The 16,322-nt window shown below is 34.7% G+C and carries 17 protein-coding genes and 5 pseudogenes; all 22 read right to left on the bottom strand.

Going from position 1 to position 16,322, the window contains the following annotated elements:
- Positions 1-311: hypothetical protein (locus AC5YD2_RS15310; RefSeq protein WP_496127142.1), on the bottom strand; the 311-nt coding region annotated here is incomplete at its 3' end.
- Positions 312-631: 320 nt separating this feature from the next.
- Positions 632-922: a hypothetical protein gene (locus AC5YD2_RS15305; protein ID WP_496127141.1), complete on the bottom strand. Its 291-nt coding sequence runs from the start codon at positions 920-922 to the stop codon at positions 632-634.
- A gap of 133 nt (positions 923-1,055) precedes the next feature.
- Positions 1,056-1,550, bottom strand: a complete 495-nt coding sequence (locus AC5YD2_RS15300) for a CPCC family cysteine-rich protein (RefSeq protein ID WP_496127140.1) — start codon at positions 1,548-1,550, stop codon at positions 1,056-1,058.
- A gap of 182 nt (positions 1,551-1,732) precedes the next feature.
- Positions 1,733-2,005: a hypothetical protein gene (locus tag AC5YD2_RS15295; RefSeq protein ID WP_496127139.1), complete on the bottom strand. Its 273-nt coding sequence runs from the start codon at positions 2,003-2,005 to the stop codon at positions 1,733-1,735.
- 99 nt (positions 2,006-2,104) lie between these two features.
- Positions 2,105-2,482, bottom strand: a complete 378-nt coding sequence (locus AC5YD2_RS15290) for a hypothetical protein (RefSeq protein WP_496127138.1) — start codon at positions 2,480-2,482, stop codon at positions 2,105-2,107.
- Positions 2,479-4,191: pseudogene (locus AC5YD2_RS15285) on the bottom strand (RHS repeat-associated core domain-containing protein); the annotation flags it as partial. The gene AC5YD2_RS15290 and the pseudogene AC5YD2_RS15285, both read right to left, overlap by 4 nt.
- Positions 4,192-4,346: 155 nt before the next feature.
- On the bottom strand, positions 4,347-4,730 hold the full coding sequence (locus AC5YD2_RS15280; RefSeq protein WP_496127137.1) for a hypothetical protein: 384 nt from the start codon (positions 4,728-4,730) through the stop codon (positions 4,347-4,349).
- 24 nt (positions 4,731-4,754) lie between these two features.
- Entirely contained in the window at positions 4,755-5,075 is a 321-nt protein-coding gene (locus tag AC5YD2_RS15275; protein ID WP_496127144.1) for an HNH endonuclease, read from the bottom strand.
- Between the two features lie 33 nt (positions 5,076-5,108).
- A pseudogene (locus AC5YD2_RS15270) lies at positions 5,109-5,249 on the bottom strand (RHS repeat-associated core domain-containing protein); the annotation flags it as partial.
- 88 nt (positions 5,250-5,337) lie between these two features.
- Positions 5,338-5,868 carry a hypothetical protein gene (locus AC5YD2_RS15265; RefSeq protein ID WP_496127136.1) on the bottom strand — a complete coding sequence of 177 codons (531 nt, stop codon included), beginning with the start codon at positions 5,866-5,868 and terminating at the stop codon, positions 5,338-5,340.
- A gap of 11 nt (positions 5,869-5,879) precedes the next feature.
- Positions 5,880-7,427: pseudogene (locus tag AC5YD2_RS15260) on the bottom strand (RHS repeat domain-containing protein); the annotation flags it as partial.
- 211 nt (positions 7,428-7,638) lie between these two features.
- Entirely contained in the window at positions 7,639-7,908 is a 270-nt protein-coding gene (locus tag AC5YD2_RS15255; protein WP_496127135.1) for a DUF7660 family protein, read from the bottom strand.
- Positions 7,909-7,968: 60 nt separating this feature from the next.
- Positions 7,969-8,397 carry a hypothetical protein gene (locus AC5YD2_RS15250; protein WP_496127134.1) on the bottom strand — a complete coding sequence of 143 codons (429 nt, stop codon included), beginning with the start codon at positions 8,395-8,397 and terminating at the stop codon, positions 7,969-7,971.
- Positions 8,398-8,689: 292 nt separating this feature from the next.
- Positions 8,690-8,947, bottom strand: a complete 258-nt coding sequence (locus AC5YD2_RS15245; RefSeq protein ID WP_496127133.1) for a hypothetical protein — start codon at positions 8,945-8,947, stop codon at positions 8,690-8,692.
- A 182-nt stretch (positions 8,948-9,129) separates the two neighbouring features.
- The gene (locus AC5YD2_RS15240) at positions 9,130-9,522 is read right to left on the bottom strand and encodes a hypothetical protein (protein ID WP_166324133.1); all 393 of its coding nucleotides are present in this window, start codon (positions 9,520-9,522) and stop codon (positions 9,130-9,132) included.
- Positions 9,522-10,288: pseudogene (locus tag AC5YD2_RS15235) on the bottom strand (RHS repeat-associated core domain-containing protein); the annotation flags it as partial. The pseudogene AC5YD2_RS15235 and the gene AC5YD2_RS15240, both read right to left, overlap by 1 nt.
- Positions 10,289-10,642: 354 nt before the next feature.
- Positions 10,643-10,996, bottom strand: a complete 354-nt coding sequence (locus tag AC5YD2_RS15230; protein ID WP_496127132.1) for a hypothetical protein — start codon at positions 10,994-10,996, stop codon at positions 10,643-10,645.
- A 2-nt stretch (positions 10,997-10,998) separates the two neighbouring features.
- A complete protein-coding gene (locus tag AC5YD2_RS15225; RefSeq protein WP_496127131.1) occupies positions 10,999-11,151 on the bottom strand; it encodes a hypothetical protein in 153 nt (50 codons plus the stop codon).
- A gap of 13 nt (positions 11,152-11,164) precedes the next feature.
- Entirely contained in the window at positions 11,165-11,521 is a 357-nt protein-coding gene (locus tag AC5YD2_RS15220; RefSeq protein WP_496127130.1) for a hypothetical protein, read from the bottom strand.
- 366 nt (positions 11,522-11,887) lie between these two features.
- Positions 11,888-14,189: pseudogene (locus tag AC5YD2_RS15215) on the bottom strand (RHS repeat-associated core domain-containing protein); the annotation flags it as partial.
- Positions 14,190-14,285: 96 nt separating this feature from the next.
- The gene (locus AC5YD2_RS15210) at positions 14,286-14,357 is read right to left on the bottom strand and encodes a hypothetical protein (protein ID WP_496127143.1); all 72 of its coding nucleotides are present in this window, start codon (positions 14,355-14,357) and stop codon (positions 14,286-14,288) included.
- 336 nt (positions 14,358-14,693) lie between these two features.
- The coding region (locus AC5YD2_RS15205; protein ID WP_496127129.1) for an RHS repeat-associated core domain-containing protein at positions 14,694-16,322 on the bottom strand (1,629 nt) is incomplete at its 5' end.

Genomic DNA, 16,322 nt, shown 5'->3' with positions numbered 1-16,322 from the left:
TTTTTATAGGTTTGACTCTGTTTCGCTATCCGTCGACCAAATGGATCATAACAGTACTGAGTTTGTATAATCTCTTGCCCACCACGCCCATCAGGCTTCGTCGAGGTTGAGGCTTTGAGCTGATTTTGCTCATCCCACTCCAAATCTATTTGTCGTGTCGTAAATTGATTGAGTAAGTGATTGCCACTCAGTTGTTGGTGGATATGCCCAAACGCATTCTTATCTTTGATGTGAATACGCTTTTGTGTCACACGACCTAAGTCATCATACTCATAATCTACAGTTTGATGTGCTTGCTCAAGATGCTTCACACGGTTATCTAGAATTTTAGATTGATTATTTTCTGCTGTAGAGGCAATTGGTAAGATGTTACTCGCAGGATCAAAAGCAAATTGCTCTCGTATTTGGATAAAATTCTCACTTTGTCTTTGAGTTGACAGCTCACTTCCTGTAAGACGTGAAAATACATCATACTGATAGGTCTGAAAGCTTCGTTGAGTCGATGGATTTCGTTCGCAAATTATGTATGAATATTTAAAATTTTTCGGTACAAATAATCAGTAAAAATAGATCATAAATTGATTTATGAAAAAATCAATTTATTAAAATATTCGTAAATAATTTATAGGATTCAATCACAGAATAAATATAAATTCAGTTTTCTATCATAACTTTTCTTTAAGAATTTATAGAATTCATCATCATTATCAAAACCCAAAATATTCAATTCTTCCAACAATCCTCTAATTTCACCGAATAAAATTGTATTATCCGCGTAATAGTCTCTAATTTTATTAAGTGATTTAAATTTACTTAACGGTCTAGCTTCTTCAAAAATTTGTCTATGTTTATTCTCATCCAACATAAAATATAATGTATTTTTATTTATTTCTTTTTGATGAAGACTTGCATATATATCCAAAGAAATAGCTTATTCCTTACTTAAGTGGAAAGGCAGTTACAATTTGACCATATTTGTCTAATACTACTCTAATTTTTGTTTGATATTCAATAACAATTTTTTGTAAATCAATTCGATGACCTATATTTTTTTACTATCTTATATATTTTTTTTCTAAGTCTTCGAAGTTGTTTTTTTTAAAAAACTTAACTCTATATTCTTTCAAAGTACTTCTATTAGGACTCGAATAGTTATTATCTTTTGAACGATCATCCTCCCAATAGCATACTGGACAAACCTCATACTCTGACCAATTATATAAGCTGTAAAAATCACAACAAGGACACTTTATTTTGGAGTTAATTTCATCTCCAAACACCTCATATTTTATTTTTTTTCCTATATATTCATTATTTAATATTTCAGATTTTCTTTTTAAACCTTCAATTAATAGAGGTTCATAAATTTCGTTATAATTAGCCAAATCCTCGGGTTGATTACTCATAAGTAATGTAATTAATTTTTTATCAAAATTATTTTCTTCTTCATAAATAAACCAAAAATCACAAAGAATATTTATTTTATCTTGTTCGCATAAATCATTCATTATTTTTTTAGAATATATATATAATGCTTCATTACGATTCATAATTTAATCTCCAGTTAATTTAGCAATATTCAACTTTATCACAACCACCGATCTCTTTCTGCTTTTCAACTGCTCAATCTATAGCAGATTTGAAAGGGTCTTGAGTTCTACCATCATTAATGTAATATGACCTTATTTGTCTTGTTTTAAGATTTCCAATAAACACTTGACCAGTGCTTGTGTTAACCTTTATTACTTTTACCCCCCACCAAAGCATTTTTAATATTAGGTCCTTCTACTTTACTAAACTCTTTAGCTTGTTTTAAATATTGTTGTTGAGTGATATTACCGAATTCATGTCCATGTTTTTTAAAATGAGTTTCTAATTTCCCACCCTCGAAACCTTTCCAATTTAAATCAGATGCTTTGCAAGCATTATTATTTTTATTTAAACCAAAAGGATCAATCCAATCTACTGGATTGGGCGCATACTGAAACTGATTATCTCCACCCAATAAACCAATTGTGTCATGGCTGATAAACCGTCCAGCATCAGGGTACTGACTACATATTTACCATCGTGATTTTTAAAAAAGCATTACTTGTTTAAGATTTCATATGTTTGTTTTTGATATATAAAAATCTGAATATTTGAAAACTATTTTAATGTATTTTCCTTTTTCTAGATAATTATCTCTATCATAATCGATCATTATAATAGAACCACAAAAACTTAATAATAAGACATCTTGAATATCCAAGATTTTAGCATTTATTTGAATTTTATTATTCTCACTCCATATTTTTTCTTTTTCGAATTTTGATTTTTCAATAAATAGATTCAAATTTAGTTTAAAGTGCGAATCAATCTCAAATTCAACATCATAATCTTTATTGATCTGAAAATGTTCATCAGATAATGCATAGGCTTCACCTGCTGAACATTTAAAGTAAACTTTATTTTCAACAATTGAATTAATCGTTACTTTCATTTTAACGGTACTCTTACAACAACGTTTTCGACATTCATAACATTATTTATTTTATCATAGCTCCAAGTTTCTTCATGATAATGATGCTTAGTGGGTTTGCTATTCATTTCATGATTACCGTATCTAATACTTCTAGTTCCATCTGCTGATACAATACGATCAGGATCAGGTTTACCAGTTCTAGGATGTATATTCGTATATGGACCAGGACCTAAAAACTCCTCCCATTTATCAAGAGCATTTTCTGGTTTTACAGGTCTAGGCGCATAAGTCTCGTTGTGGCTACCTTGCCTAATATTAGAATTGCAAGGTATATTATTCGCGCTTAAGCCCAACGAATCAATCCACATTACTGGATTCGGCGCATACTGAAAATGATTATCTCCGCCCATTAAACCAATTGGGTCATGGCTGATAAACCGCCCAGCATCGGGATCATAATAACGGAAACGATTGTAATGTAAACCCGTCTCTACATCATAAATCTGCCCTTGGAAACGATGTGGCTGTAATAAATACGCCTTTTCAACTTCATTTAATTGAATTGGATTTAATTCAGTTGATTGAGCAACTTCTTGCCATTCAACGGTAACGGTATTTCCCCATGCCTGATATACCGCTTCCCACTCGATATTCCCAGTGTTTGAAGTCAATTCTCTCGGTGTGCCTAAATGATCATTTTGATACCAATACACTTGATGTTTGGAATGCTTCGGCGGTTCATCATTTGCTACAGATGGTAAGGTTTGATTTTCATCTAAACCATCTAATTCACCTATATTTTGTAGTGCAATTTTTTTAAGCTGATTCAGTTTTTCTATATTTGTTTTGGAAGTTGATTCATCATTCGCTGCTTGTGTCAGCTTGTCATCTAACCACACTAAACGTGCAAGCGGTACATAGCTATCTGCTTCGTATACTGTGGTAAAGACATGCTTACCATTGTGGTCTTGTAGGATTCGATTTCCATCCCATACATTCCATACTGCTTGATTACGAATAAGCTGAATTTTTTCAGTTTGAATGGTTTTAGCAGGTCGAATAATCTTAGATCGACTGGTATTTAAATTCGTAGACCCTGCTGAGTGTGAGGGTCCACCTAGACTCAGATGCATAGATGAACCGAGTTGATTATTTACAACGTGATTCGAATTTGCTAATACTGGTTTTGAGTGCTGTGTTTTAGCCTTAACCTGCTGAGTAATGAGCTGTTTATGATAGGTCTGGCTTTGCTTGGCAATGCGTCGCCCGAATGGATCATAACAGTACTGAGTTTGTACAATCTCTTGCCCACCACGCCCATCGGGTTTCGCCGAGGTTGAGGCTTTGAGCTGATTTTGCTCATCCCACTCCAAATCTATTTGTCGTGTGGTGAATTGATTAAGTAAGTGATTGCCACTCAGTTGTTGGTGGATATGTCCAAACGCATTCTTATCTTTGATGTGAATATGCTTTTGTATCACACGCCCTAAGTCATCATAGTCATAGTCCACAGTTTGATGTGCTTGCTCAAGATGCTTCACACGGTTATCTAGAATTTTAGATGACTTATTATCAGCTATAGAGGCTATCGGTAAGACGTTACTGGCTGGGTCAAATGCAAATTGCTCTCGTATTTGTATGAAATTCTCACTTTGACCTTGAGTGGACAGTTCACTTCCCGTTAGGCGTGACAACACATCATAGTGATAGCTTTGTTTGCGTTGCCATGAAGCTGTAGGTCCACCCACAAGGGCATTTCCTTGTTGGGTACGAGTTGGTGAATATAAGTACCTTGCTGTACTGATATTCGGTTATTCCACCTAATTAAAAAATAAAGCTGAAAATTTTCAGCTTTATTTTTTTAAGGAAATTAGTTTTAAGCTTAAGCTATTGCTACATCTGCAAGACCGTATTCAATTATTTTTAAAGAATTACCATCTATCTTAGCGCCCCTCCCATGTTCTTTATCTACATTAACATTAAACAATAGACCAAAAATAATGCTATCTGCATCTTGCTCGGACAGTATATATATAGTCATCAAGCGCAACTTATTATCACCTAGATCATCTATAATTTTATTACTTATTTCTTTAAACCAAATACTTGAATTATTAATAAATTCAATTATCTTATCTTTATACTCATCATTTAAATCTTCATCAAAAGCATTTAACTCGTCTGAAATCTCAAGACTTATTGATTCATCCTGTTCAGGAATATTTATTTCCGTTTGCTTGTCATCATTAAAGTTTAGATTAAACATATTTTCTCATTGCATTTATATATTTTATGGACATGGCGAATTCAACTTATCCGCTAAATCTTTAGCATCTTTACTTTCATATGTTACACCATGAGCCTTTTCATACTCACTAACTGAACCACTATGCGGAATTCTGGCTTCATGATCCACTGTTGTTACTAACTGCATTCTTGCTTCATTTGTTAAAGGATTATAATCGTCATGGTGCCATGTGACTTCTCCATGAACATGTTTATGCGATCCTTGTGTAGGTATACCACGTTTACCATTTATCTGAGCCGCTTCATTGGCCGCTTTAAAATCTCGTCCTCGCCCTCCCTGCATTTTGATGGTTACATCATGTATAACTTGATTAGGAGGGAAAATTACAGGTTTAAATGCTAGCCCAAAAGGATCAATCCACCCCACAGGATTTGGTATATACTGAAAATGATTATCCCCACTCAATAAACCTATCGGATCATGGCTGATAAACCGTCCTATATCAGGGTCATAATAACGGAAACGGTTGTAGTGTATTAGAGGAAAGTTATAATATAAATGATTAGTGATAAAATCGACTAAAGATAATTTAGTCGATTGATTGCATTATAAATATAAAAAAATACTAATAATATAAAAATTCCATCAAATATTCATGATTAATTATATCTAAATCAATTTTTTTAACCTCATTCAAAAATGATTCACTTAATTCGAAATTTTCATTTATAAAATTCCCAGACGGAAATTTACCATTAATTATTTTAAGAACCTCAAATATAAATTTAAAAAAATCACTAGTATCATCAAATACTTTCCGTGGTTCATCACCACCAATACAGAAGAAAACTTCATTAGATTTAGAGACATAAATGCAATCAATGTCATTTTTTGTAGAAATAACTACATCACTTTCATTAACAACCCCTTCAAAATTATCCTGAATAGTTTCAAAATCAAGTAATCCTACAAAATATATAATAGTTCCAATATTTAAATAACACCCCTTTTTATTAATTACCTCCATATAATTATCAAATGAAAAACCCTCTAAATTCGTTACATTTGTTGAGTCCAAGAAAGGTTCATAAGAGACTTTATCATGATTTAATTGATAATTTAATTTATGAATATTTAAGATCAAATTTCCAAACATACTAGTCCTCCTTATGGACAATTTCCTAATCGGTCAATCATACCTTGTCTATCAATTAATCGTCCACGAGTCGAATTTTGAGTATTTCCTCGGTGACCTTGATTAGAATGAACATGTTCATTATTAGATTTAACACCGTTTGATTTATCTCCTCTAGTGCTGTTCGGATGGTTATGATTTTCTAAGAAAACGATATTCCTTGGATCCCCTTTCCAGCTTTCGCCTAAAGCTCCATTTCCTTTGACGCTATTAATATGATGCCCTGTATAACCTGCTCTAGACATTACTGATGTTAGTTCACTTCTTGGTGTATTACGAATTAATTCAATATCTTTTTGGCTCCAATTTCTAGTACCCACTGTGCCATTAGATTTATTCAATAAATCTTGTTCCAACCCCCAAGCACCACTAATTGCAGATTCTCTTGATCCACTAACAGGACTTAATTTATTGGGCCTTGGTCTTATAAGACTTAATCCCCAAGGATCAATCCACTCCACAGGACTCGGAGCATACTGGAAATGATTATTTCCACCCAAAAGTCCAATCGGGTCATGGCTAATAAAACGTCCTGCATCAGGGTCATAATAACGAAAACGGTTATAGTGTAAACCTGTCTCGTTGTCGTAGATTTGCCCTTGAAAACGATGGGGTTGTAATAAATAACTTTGTTCTACTGCATTGAGTTGAATAGGGTTTAACTCTTGAGCTTGTGCAACCTCCTGCCACTCAATGCTAACCGTATTACCCCACGCTTGATACACTGCTTCCCATGCAATATCACCATTAAGTTGCGTCAGTTCTCTAGGTGTGCCGAGGTGATCATTCTGATACCAATACAATTGATGTTGATTGTGTTTAGGTTTCGGAGGTTCATCGTTACTGGCTTGTGTTATTTCGGTTTGATTTAAATCTAACCCTTTAAGCTCACCAAGATTCTGTAGAGCAATATGTTTCAGTTGATCCAATTTTTCTATACTGGCTGTTGATGGTGCTTCGTCATTGGCTGCTTGTGTAAGCTGATCATCTAACCAAACGAGACGCGCCAACGGAATAAAACTATCCGCTTCATACACTGTGGTGAATACATGCTTACCGTTGTGGTCTTGCAGTATTCGATTACCATCCCAGACATTCCATACAGCTTGTTTTTGAACTAAATGAGTGGATTCAGTTTGTATCGTTTTAGCCGGTCGAATAATCTTAGATCGACTGGTATTTAAGTTTGAAGATCCAGCTAATTGTGTAGATCCCCCCAAACTTAAGTTCAGGGATGAACCCAGTTGATGATTCACTATATGTTCTGAGTTTTGAGAGTTAGCTTTTTCGTGCTGTATTTTGGCTTGAATTTGCTGTGTAATGATTTCTTTTTTATAGGTTTGACTCTGTTTCGCTATCCGTCGACCAAATGGATCATAACAGTACTGTGTTTGTACAATTTCTTGCCTACCACGTCCATCGGGCTTCATCGAGGTTGAGGCTTTAAGCTGATTTTGCTCATCCCACTGCAAGTCTATTTGACGTGTCGTGAATTGATTGAGTAAGTGATTACCACTTAATTGTTGGTGGATATGCCGAAATGCATTCTTACCTTAAAATTTGAAATGCTTTTGATCACACTACAAAAATTATCATGTACCATTTTACTCATCAAAAATTCAATTCAAGTGTTAGCAAATAGCACATTTGTCACATCAATAAATTTATGTGCTAAATGCAAAACAATTTTTATTATATTAAGGACATCTTTAAGTCCTTAAATAAAATTATTCATTCGTACATAGAAGAAGCTATTAGTATTGAAGCAAAAATTTTCCAATCAACTTCATTGTTTTCAATTCTTCTAAGTGTTTCATAATCTTGGATATTCTTGAAATATCCATCCATATCATCAACCCATCCCTCCATTCCTTCCAGATAACTGGATAAAGTATTATTTTCCCATTGATTCTTGTGTAAATCCTCAATTAATAATTGAATGAAGTTTAAGAAATCCTGTTTACATTTAATATTACTTACTATTTCATTGAAATCTGACATACATAACCTTGATAACAAATATATTTAACATATATACAAATTAACTAAATCAAGTTTTTTTCAATCATCTTCCCAATTGACAATAAAAGAGGTTAAGCTTCGATTACAAATTGGACATAATCTTATTGCCAAATTTTCAGTACGTATTGCACAATGAAAGCAACTTAAATTAAATCCATCAAACTCTTTTATACGATCCTCTAAAGATACATTTTCTAATTTCTCATATGCTTTATCTCTCAAGTTATTGAAAAAAACTTCTATATCAATATCTTGATCACATGAGTATTCTCTAGTTATAGGTTTCCAAGTAGTTCCATTAATATTCACATTCAATCTGTTTTCTTGCCTTTGATAACTTTGTTCATCTGTCGTACAAAAGTTAGATGATAATTTAGAATAACATTCTTCAATTTCTGCCCAATCCTCCCAAGTCTGTATGTCGTGTAAAATACTGTAATCTTTAGCTTCTAACTTCTGTCTAATCATTTTGATCCCTTTGGTAATGTTGAAGTTCCAATTTATAGCTCATTCCCACTCGACATTCTCAGTCTTTGAGGTTAGCTCTCTCGTAAACCTAAATGATCATATTGAAACCAATACACCTGATGGTGCTATGTTTAGAAATCTCATCATTATTCGCTATTATTTTATGGTTTGCTTTAATTGTCTCTGAATCTAATTCCTCAAGTTCACCAATATTTTGTAATGCAATTTTTAAGTTGACTTTATCTTAAGATCAAAAATATAAGAATTATTATAAATATCCAAATTATTATATTTATTTGCAAATATTTATGACTTGATTTTCAATTTGAATAACATCATCATCATCAAGACAAGTATTATATTTTAATTCATAAATAGCATTAGAAATAATTTGACCAGCTTTTAGTTTTAAAAATAATTCAAAAAAATCTTTACTAATTTTCTCTTCATCAATATTTTCTGCCCCCATTTTTATACTAAAATCATAAAAATATTTGTCTAAAACACCCAAGTTAATAATTGTTTGGACTAAAGCATCTTTATTTTTCATACTAATATACCTAACTGTGAAATACCTTTGGTTTGATTAACTCTAATGAAATGTTAACCTTTGGGTATGATCATTGGCAACTTACTTAAGTTGATCATACAACCTAACGAGAAGCTCAAAAGGAATGAGACTAGCCACTTCATACATTTTTGAAATACAGCGCATTCTTATTTAAATAAAATTTAATCAATTAAATAAAAACTCAACTCTCCCTCATGGTAGTACTCTAAAACTTTTTTATTGTTAACACTTATTATCCAAAAATCCCAATCTTCATCAATAATAGAGTTAATATTTTTAATCAAATAGTCTGAATCACAGATTATTGAGTAAGTATCCATATTTGACCAAGTTATCTTAAATAAATCAGAAGAATCTCTATCTAGTAAATTTTTTTTTATCAATGAAATTAGTTCATTTCTATTTACTTCTTTTGTAAATATGTGAAAACATGAATTGCGATCAATAACCCCCCAATTCAATATTTTTAAACCTATTTTTTCTAATTCTAGTTCAAGGTCAGTTTCTTCAAATTTGACTAATTCATTTGAACTTACGAATGTTGGCTTTTTCATCAAGTATTCCTTTTTAATAAGGTAGCAAATTTTTTTTCATCGCCGGGAAATTTAATTGCATATTTTTCAGCACATTCGCCTTTTCCAAGCTCAACGTTAAAATGAGTTCCTTTTATTGGATCATAATCTAGTCTCAATCTAACAAAATTATGATTTTTTGTAGTACCTGTAAATCCAGTTACCTTACCTTTACCCATACCTAATCGCCCTATTTGTTTGCTCCGCGTACCAGGGATTAAAGTTCCAATTTTTTTCAATGCTAAATTTCTTGCGCTTTCAAAGGATTTTGCTTCAAGTACGATTTCTTTAGATTTATTAGCTTCGCATTCATCATCACAATCCCCTAGTTTTTTCTTCGCTAATCCATATGGATCAACCCACCCCACAGGATTAGGCGTATACTGAAAATGATTATCCCCACCCAACAAACCTATAGGATCATGACTAATAAAACGTCCAGCATCAGGGTCATAGTATCGGAAACGATTGTAATGTAAACCCGTCTCAACATCATAAATCTGCCCCTGAAAACGATGAGGCTGTAGTAAATAACTTTGCTCAGTAGCATTCAATTGAATGGAGTTCAATTCAGTCGATTGTGCAACCTCTTGCCATTCAACTGTAACCACTCAGGCATAGCCTTCGTCTTGCACTCGGGAAAAACGTTGTTTTTCTTATCCTCGCTCATCCCCCACGCCTGATACACCGCTTTCCACGCAATATCACCATTACATTGCGTCAGTTCTCTTGGCGTGCCGAGGTGATCCTGCGCTGCAATAAAGCAGTGCTTTATTTTGCTCAGATACCAATAGACCTTATGCTGATTATGTTTTGGTTGTTCATCATTCGCAACTGGCGGTACGGTCTGCCTTTCATCTAGACCTACAAGCTCACCGATATTTTGCAGTGCAATTTTTTTAAGCTGATTCAGTTTTTCTATATTTGATTTGAATGTTGATTCATCATTCGCTGCTTGTCTAAGTTGATCATCTAACCAAACGAGACGCGCTAACGGAATAAAACTATCCGCTTCGTATACTGTGGTGAATACATGCTTACCATTGTGATCTTGCAATATTCGGTTACCATCCCAGACATTCCATACTACTTGTTTTTGAACTTACCGAGTGGCTTCAGTTTGTATCATTTTAGCCGGTCGAATAATCTTAGATCGATTGGTATTTAAATGCGTAGATATAGCTGAGTGTGTAGATCCCCCCAAACTTAAGTTCAACGATGAACCCAGTTGATGGTTCGCTGTTGGTTCTAAGTTTTGTGAGTCAGCTTTTTCGTGGTGTATTTTGGCTTGAGTTTGCTGTGTAATGATTTCTTTTTTATAGGTTTGACTCTGTTTCGCTATCCGTCGACCAAATGGGTCATAACAGTACTGTGTTTCTATAATCTCTTGCCCACCACGTCCATAGGGCTTGGTCGAGGTTGAGGCTTTGAGCTGATTCTGTTCATCCCACTCCAAGTCTATTTGTCGTGTCGTGTCGTGAATTGATTGAGTAAGTGATTACCACTCAGTTGTTGGTGGATATGTCCAAATACATTGTACGAGGCATAGCGATGAGTAGATTTGGTTTGGCGATTAAATTCTACTGTCTCGCTATTTTTTTTGCACAGCAAATGTCAACAGCCCCTAATCTTTTTCAGAACTATCAAATAGACTATATCTTTTAATCCAGCCATTTTCGGAATATAACTCTGCTGAAAGACCATCCGATAAATCATTTATAATTTCATTTTCAAACTTAACTTCATAACTCTGCTCTAAATTATTCAGCATATTAAATAGCATTAAATCAACAATATTATATACAACATCATCTAAAACATTTTTTGCATTTTCATCAAGAGATTCGATTCTATTGAAAATTTCAACTTTGTTTTTAGATTTTAAAGTTCCAAGTTTAATTCTTTCGTATGTATCTAATGTATTGTCTCTTACTTCAGTAATTATATTCTTACCAAACTCATCTAAAATTTCATATTGCATCTCATTTACTCCACGGAATATGATTAGGCTGTGTAACCTTTAATTTTCTTAATTCATTCAAACTCTTAGCGACCAGATGTCTAGCGGTTTTTTCATCTGCACCTCCTTCCATTAAACACTCGACTGCAATTTTAGTATGCGCTTTCATTGTGTTACTATCACATCCTAAAAGCTCTAAATCTTTAAATTTTTTTCTTTGGCATTTAGTGATGTCATCATGTGAAATCCCATTACTCTTCATCCAATCATTACCTAGACTAAACATTTTATTAGAAAGTTCTTTAAAATTTGGAGCGTTTTTAAATCCTGCTTTTGCATGAACATGATGACCACCAACTTTACTGTACGCACCAGTAGAATTAGAAATCTTAGCTAGACCAAAAGGATCCACCCATCCTACAGGATTCGGCGCATACTGAAAGTTATTATCCCCACCGAGTAAACCAATCGGATCATGACTAATAAATCGCCCTACATCAGGGTCATAATACCTAAAACGGTTATAGTGTAAACCTGTTTCAACATCATAAATCTGTCCCTGAAAACGATGTGGTTGCAGCAAATAGCTTTGTTCAACAGCATTCAGTTGAATTGGATTCAATTCTTGAACTTGTGCAACTTCTTGCCATTCAATAGTGACTGTATTGCCCCAAGCCTGATAAACAGCTTCCCACTCTATATTTCCTGAATTTGAAGTCAATTCTCTTGGTGTACCTAAGTGATCATTCTGATACCAATACACTTGATGTTGACGATGTTTTGGCGGTTCATCATTCGCTGCATTGGTTACAGTCGTTTGTTTCAGGTCTAGTCCTTCAATTTCACCAATATTCTGTAGTGAGACTTGTTGAAGCTGGTCTAATTTTTCTATTTCAACTTTTAGAACGGTTTCATCATTGGCAGCTTCCATCAACTTATCTTCTAACCAAACCAAACGAGCCAACGGCACAAAAGCATCGGCTTCATAGACAGTGGTAAATACATGCTTACCGTTATAGTCTTGTAGGATTCGATTGCCATCCCATACATTCCATACCGCTTGCTTTTGGATAAGCTTAAGTTGTTCTATATTGACCGTTTTAGTTTTCGGTTGCTGAATAGAACGACTTAAAGCACTTTGTTGAGTTGTATCTTTATTACCACCACCTAAACTCAGATTCATAGAAGAACCAAGTTGGTTTGATGCACCTAACTTATTCTGTATGGGGCTATCATCCTCAACTCTAGGCTGAGTTTTTAACTTAATATGTTTTGAAACCAATTCTTTTTTATAAATCTGACTTTGTTTTGCTATGCGTCGACCAAACGGATCATAACAATATTGCGTCTCTATAATCTCTTGCCCACCTCGTCCATCGGGCTTCGTCGAGGTAGAGGCTTTAAGCTGATTCTGCTCATCCCACTGCAAGTCTATTTGACTTGTCGTGAATTGGTTGAGTAAGTGATGACCACTGAGTTGTTGGTGGATATGTCCAAAGGCATTCTTATCTTTGATGTTAATACGTTTTTGTATCACACGCCCTAAATCATCATACTCATAGTCCACAGTTTGATGTGCTTGCTCAAGATGCTTCACACGGTTATCTAAAATTTTAGATGACTTATTCTCAGCTGTAGAGGCTATCGGTAAGATGTTACTCGCAGGGTCAAAAGCAAATTGCTCTCGTATTTGTATGAAATTCTCACTTTGCCCATGTGTAGTCAGTTCACTTCCGGTCAGTCGAGACAACACATCATATTGATAGCGCTGTTTTCGTTGCCATGTTTTATTCGGTTGTAAGGCATGCTGTTGCTGATTTTGAGAAAGCTGTGAATTATGCTGATTATATAAATAGCGTTTGTCTAAAATTTCATTCAATTGTCCGGCTTTGTCATAGTCATACAGGCGTTCTAAGCGTTTTTGCGTCGGTGCATGTTCCCAAGCAACATTTTGCTCGGTTAAGCGTCCCATTTGATCCAGCGTATAGCGACTATTTAGCTGACCTTGTGTCCGTGCGATTTCCTGATGTAGTTCGTCACGTTTTAAACTACTAATCTCATGAATGCCTTCACTGTCCTCAAGCGCATAGTGCCATGCATGTCCTGAGCCGTAATACATGGTCTTGAGCTTACGCCCATCGGGTAATGTGGTTTCAATCCGATTGCCCAGTTCATCATACAAGTGCGTCAAAGTATGCGAGCGATGTGTACGTTGTTGGGTTGCTTGATTGAACCAATGCGCAATCAGTTGTTCTTTGGTGAGTTGCCCTATTGGGTCATAACTGAGTTTGAAATGACTGTCTGCATTACGTGCTTGAGTTAATTGTCCTGCCAAATCATAGTCATAGCGTGTACGTTTTTTCTCAGTTAAATCATGATGATCAACAATGTATTGCTCGAGTAGTTGACCGAGCATGTCTCGTTCAAACACGGTAGTGTAACGAACTTGTTTAGTTTCCGTGAGTTGTCGATGTTTAATCAGTTGCCCCGCAGCACTGTATTCATATTCGGTTCGGACTTGATCGAAGGTTGTTTCAGCGATGACTTGATCATTGGCATCATATTTTAAAGTCCATGTTTGATCATTTTCATTGGTGAGTCCCACAAAACGACGCATTAGGTCATAGTGATAAGTCACGATTCCATTGGCAGGATCAATACGACGTATAGGCAAACTATCAACACTAAATAATGCTGTTTAACTTCGGATTTCTTTAATTTAGAAAAAATTGACATTTCAGATAATGTATATTTAAATTATAGACTGAGCAATGCTTAGTCTTTACTAATAATTTCTTAAAATTTTAGCAAAATGCCACATCGGCTTGTCCAAAATCCAAAATCTCGTAACTTCCATCAGATATTTTTAAGCCTATTCCATGTTCAGAATCAAAATCCGATTCAAAAGATAAACCAAAAACAGAGTTTTGACCTAATTCAAGGATATACACTATTGTTAAATAAGCATTATTGTCTTTAGTTTTTTCATAAATTAGTTCCTTAACCTTATCGTACCAAATTTGTGAATTATTAATAAAATTTACAATGTTTTCACTATTATTCTTTACTAATGTGATATCTAAATCATAGGACAAAGACAACATAATCATTTCTTCTTGTTCCTTTATCTTTACATCATAGATTAAACCATCTTTATCAAAATTTAATTCACTAGTATTCATTCAATGACATCCTATTTATTTACTTGACAATCCAATTCTGGACATGAGTTTAATTCTTTAGCTTTCTTTATAGATTTACTATTATCATATCCAACACCATGCGCATCTTTGAAATCTTGAACAGCGCCTTTATGGGTGCTTTTATGATCTTTAACCTTAATCAACTGCATTACTACTGTATTATTAGTCTTATCATAATCAGCGTGATGCCAAACCAACTTATCATCATCGTTTTGATTATGTTTCTCCTTATGTGCTTTCTGACTAAAATTTCCAGCACCGCTTTTGATTCCTGCACATTCATTAGCTTTATGGAAATCTAACCCTCTAGTTCCTTGCATTTGAATTGTAACTTGTCTAATAACCTTAGTAGGGTCTACATTCAAATAAGAATGAGCCATCCATCCAAATAAATCAATCGAATCTATAGGATTTAATGCATATTGATAGTGATTATTTCCGCCGTTTAAGTTTATAGGATCATGGCTAATAAACCGCCCAACATCAGGGTCATAATATCGGAAACGGTTGTAGTGTAAACCTGTCTCAACATCATAAATCTGCCCCTGAAAACGATGCGGTTGTAGTAAATAACGTTGCTCAGTAGCATTCAACTGAATTGGATTTAACTCTTGAACTTGTGCAACCTCTTGCCACTCAACGCTAACCGTATTCCCCCAAGCTTGATATACCGCCTCCCATGCAATATCACCATGATTTGAAGTCAGTTCCCTTGGCGTACCGAGATGATCATTCTGAAACCAGTAAGTTTGATGCTTGGAATGCTTTGCTGGCTCATCATTGGCAACAGGAGGTACAGTCTGACTTTCATCTAAGCCTTCAAGTTCTCCTATATTCTGTAAAGCAGCTTGCTTTAACTGATCCAACTTTTCTATTTTTGCATGATTTGGGGCTTCATCATTAGCTGCTTGGGTCAGTTTATCTTCTAGCCATACCAAACGTGCAAGCGGTACAAATGCATCAGCTTCATAAACTGTAGTGAATACATGCTTACCATTGTGATCTTGCAATATTCGATTGCCATCCCACACATTCCATACGGCTTGTTTTTGAACCAAATGAGTGGATTCAGTTTGTATCGTTTTGGCCGGTCGAATAATCTTAGATCGACTGGTATTTAAGTTTGAAGATCCAGCTAATTGTGTAGATCCCCCCAAACTTAAGTTCAGGGATGAACCCAGTTGATGATTCACTATATGTTCTGAGTTTTGAGAGTTAGCTTTTTCGCGCTGTATTTTGGCTTGAATTTGCTGTGTAATGATTTCTTTTTTATAGGTTTGACTCTGTTTCGCTATCCGTCGACCAAATGGATCATAACAGTACTGAGTTTGTATAATCTCTTGCCCACCACGCCCATCAGGCTTCGTCGAGGTTGAGGCTTTGAGCTGATTTTGCTCATCCCACTCCAAATCTATTTGTCGTGTCGTAAATTGATTGAGTAAGTGATTGCCACTCAGTTGTTGGTGGATATGCCCAAACGCATTCTTATCTTTGATGTGAATACGCTTTTGTGTCACACGACCTAAGTCATCATACTCATAATCTACAGTTTGATGTGCTTGCTCAAGATGCTTCACACGGTTATCTAGAATTTTAGATTGATTATTTTCTGCTGTAGA

It is taken from the genome of Acinetobacter sp. CY73, assembly GCF_059515865.1.
This window is presented reverse-complemented; position numbering and strand designations above follow the sequence as displayed.

Excerpts from the sequence above, each read along its gene's own strand:
- AC5YD2_RS15245 (WP_496127133.1), bottom strand. The coding sequence starts at position 8,947 with ATGAAAAATAAAGATGCTTTAGTCCAAACAATTATTAACTTGGGTGTT.
- AC5YD2_RS15250 (WP_496127134.1), bottom strand. The coding sequence starts at position 8,397 with ATGATTAGACAGAAGTTAGAAGCTAAAGATTACAGTATTTTACACGAC.
- AC5YD2_RS15280 (WP_496127137.1), bottom strand. The coding sequence starts at position 4,730 with ATGTTTAATCTAAACTTTAATGATGACAAGCAAACGGAAATAAATATT.
- AC5YD2_RS15265 (WP_496127136.1), bottom strand. The coding sequence starts at position 5,868 with ATGTTTGGAAATTTGATCTTAAATATTCATAAATTAAATTATCAATTA.
- AC5YD2_RS15300 (WP_496127140.1), bottom strand. The coding sequence starts at position 1,550 with ATGAATCGTAATGAAGCATTATATATATATTCTAAAAAAATAATGAAT.
- AC5YD2_RS15220 (WP_496127130.1), bottom strand. The coding sequence starts at position 11,521 with ATGCAATATGAAATTTTAGATGAGTTTGGTAAGAATATAATTACTGAA.
- AC5YD2_RS15255 (WP_496127135.1), bottom strand. The coding sequence starts at position 7,908 with ATGTCAGATTTCAATGAAATAGTAAGTAATATTAAATGTAAACAGGAT.
- AC5YD2_RS15240 (WP_166324133.1), bottom strand. The coding sequence starts at position 9,522 with ATGAAAAAGCCAACATTCGTAAGTTCAAATGAATTAGTCAAATTTGAA.
- AC5YD2_RS15290 (WP_496127138.1), bottom strand. The coding sequence starts at position 2,482 with ATGAAAGTAACGATTAATTCAATTGTTGAAAATAAAGTTTACTTTAAA.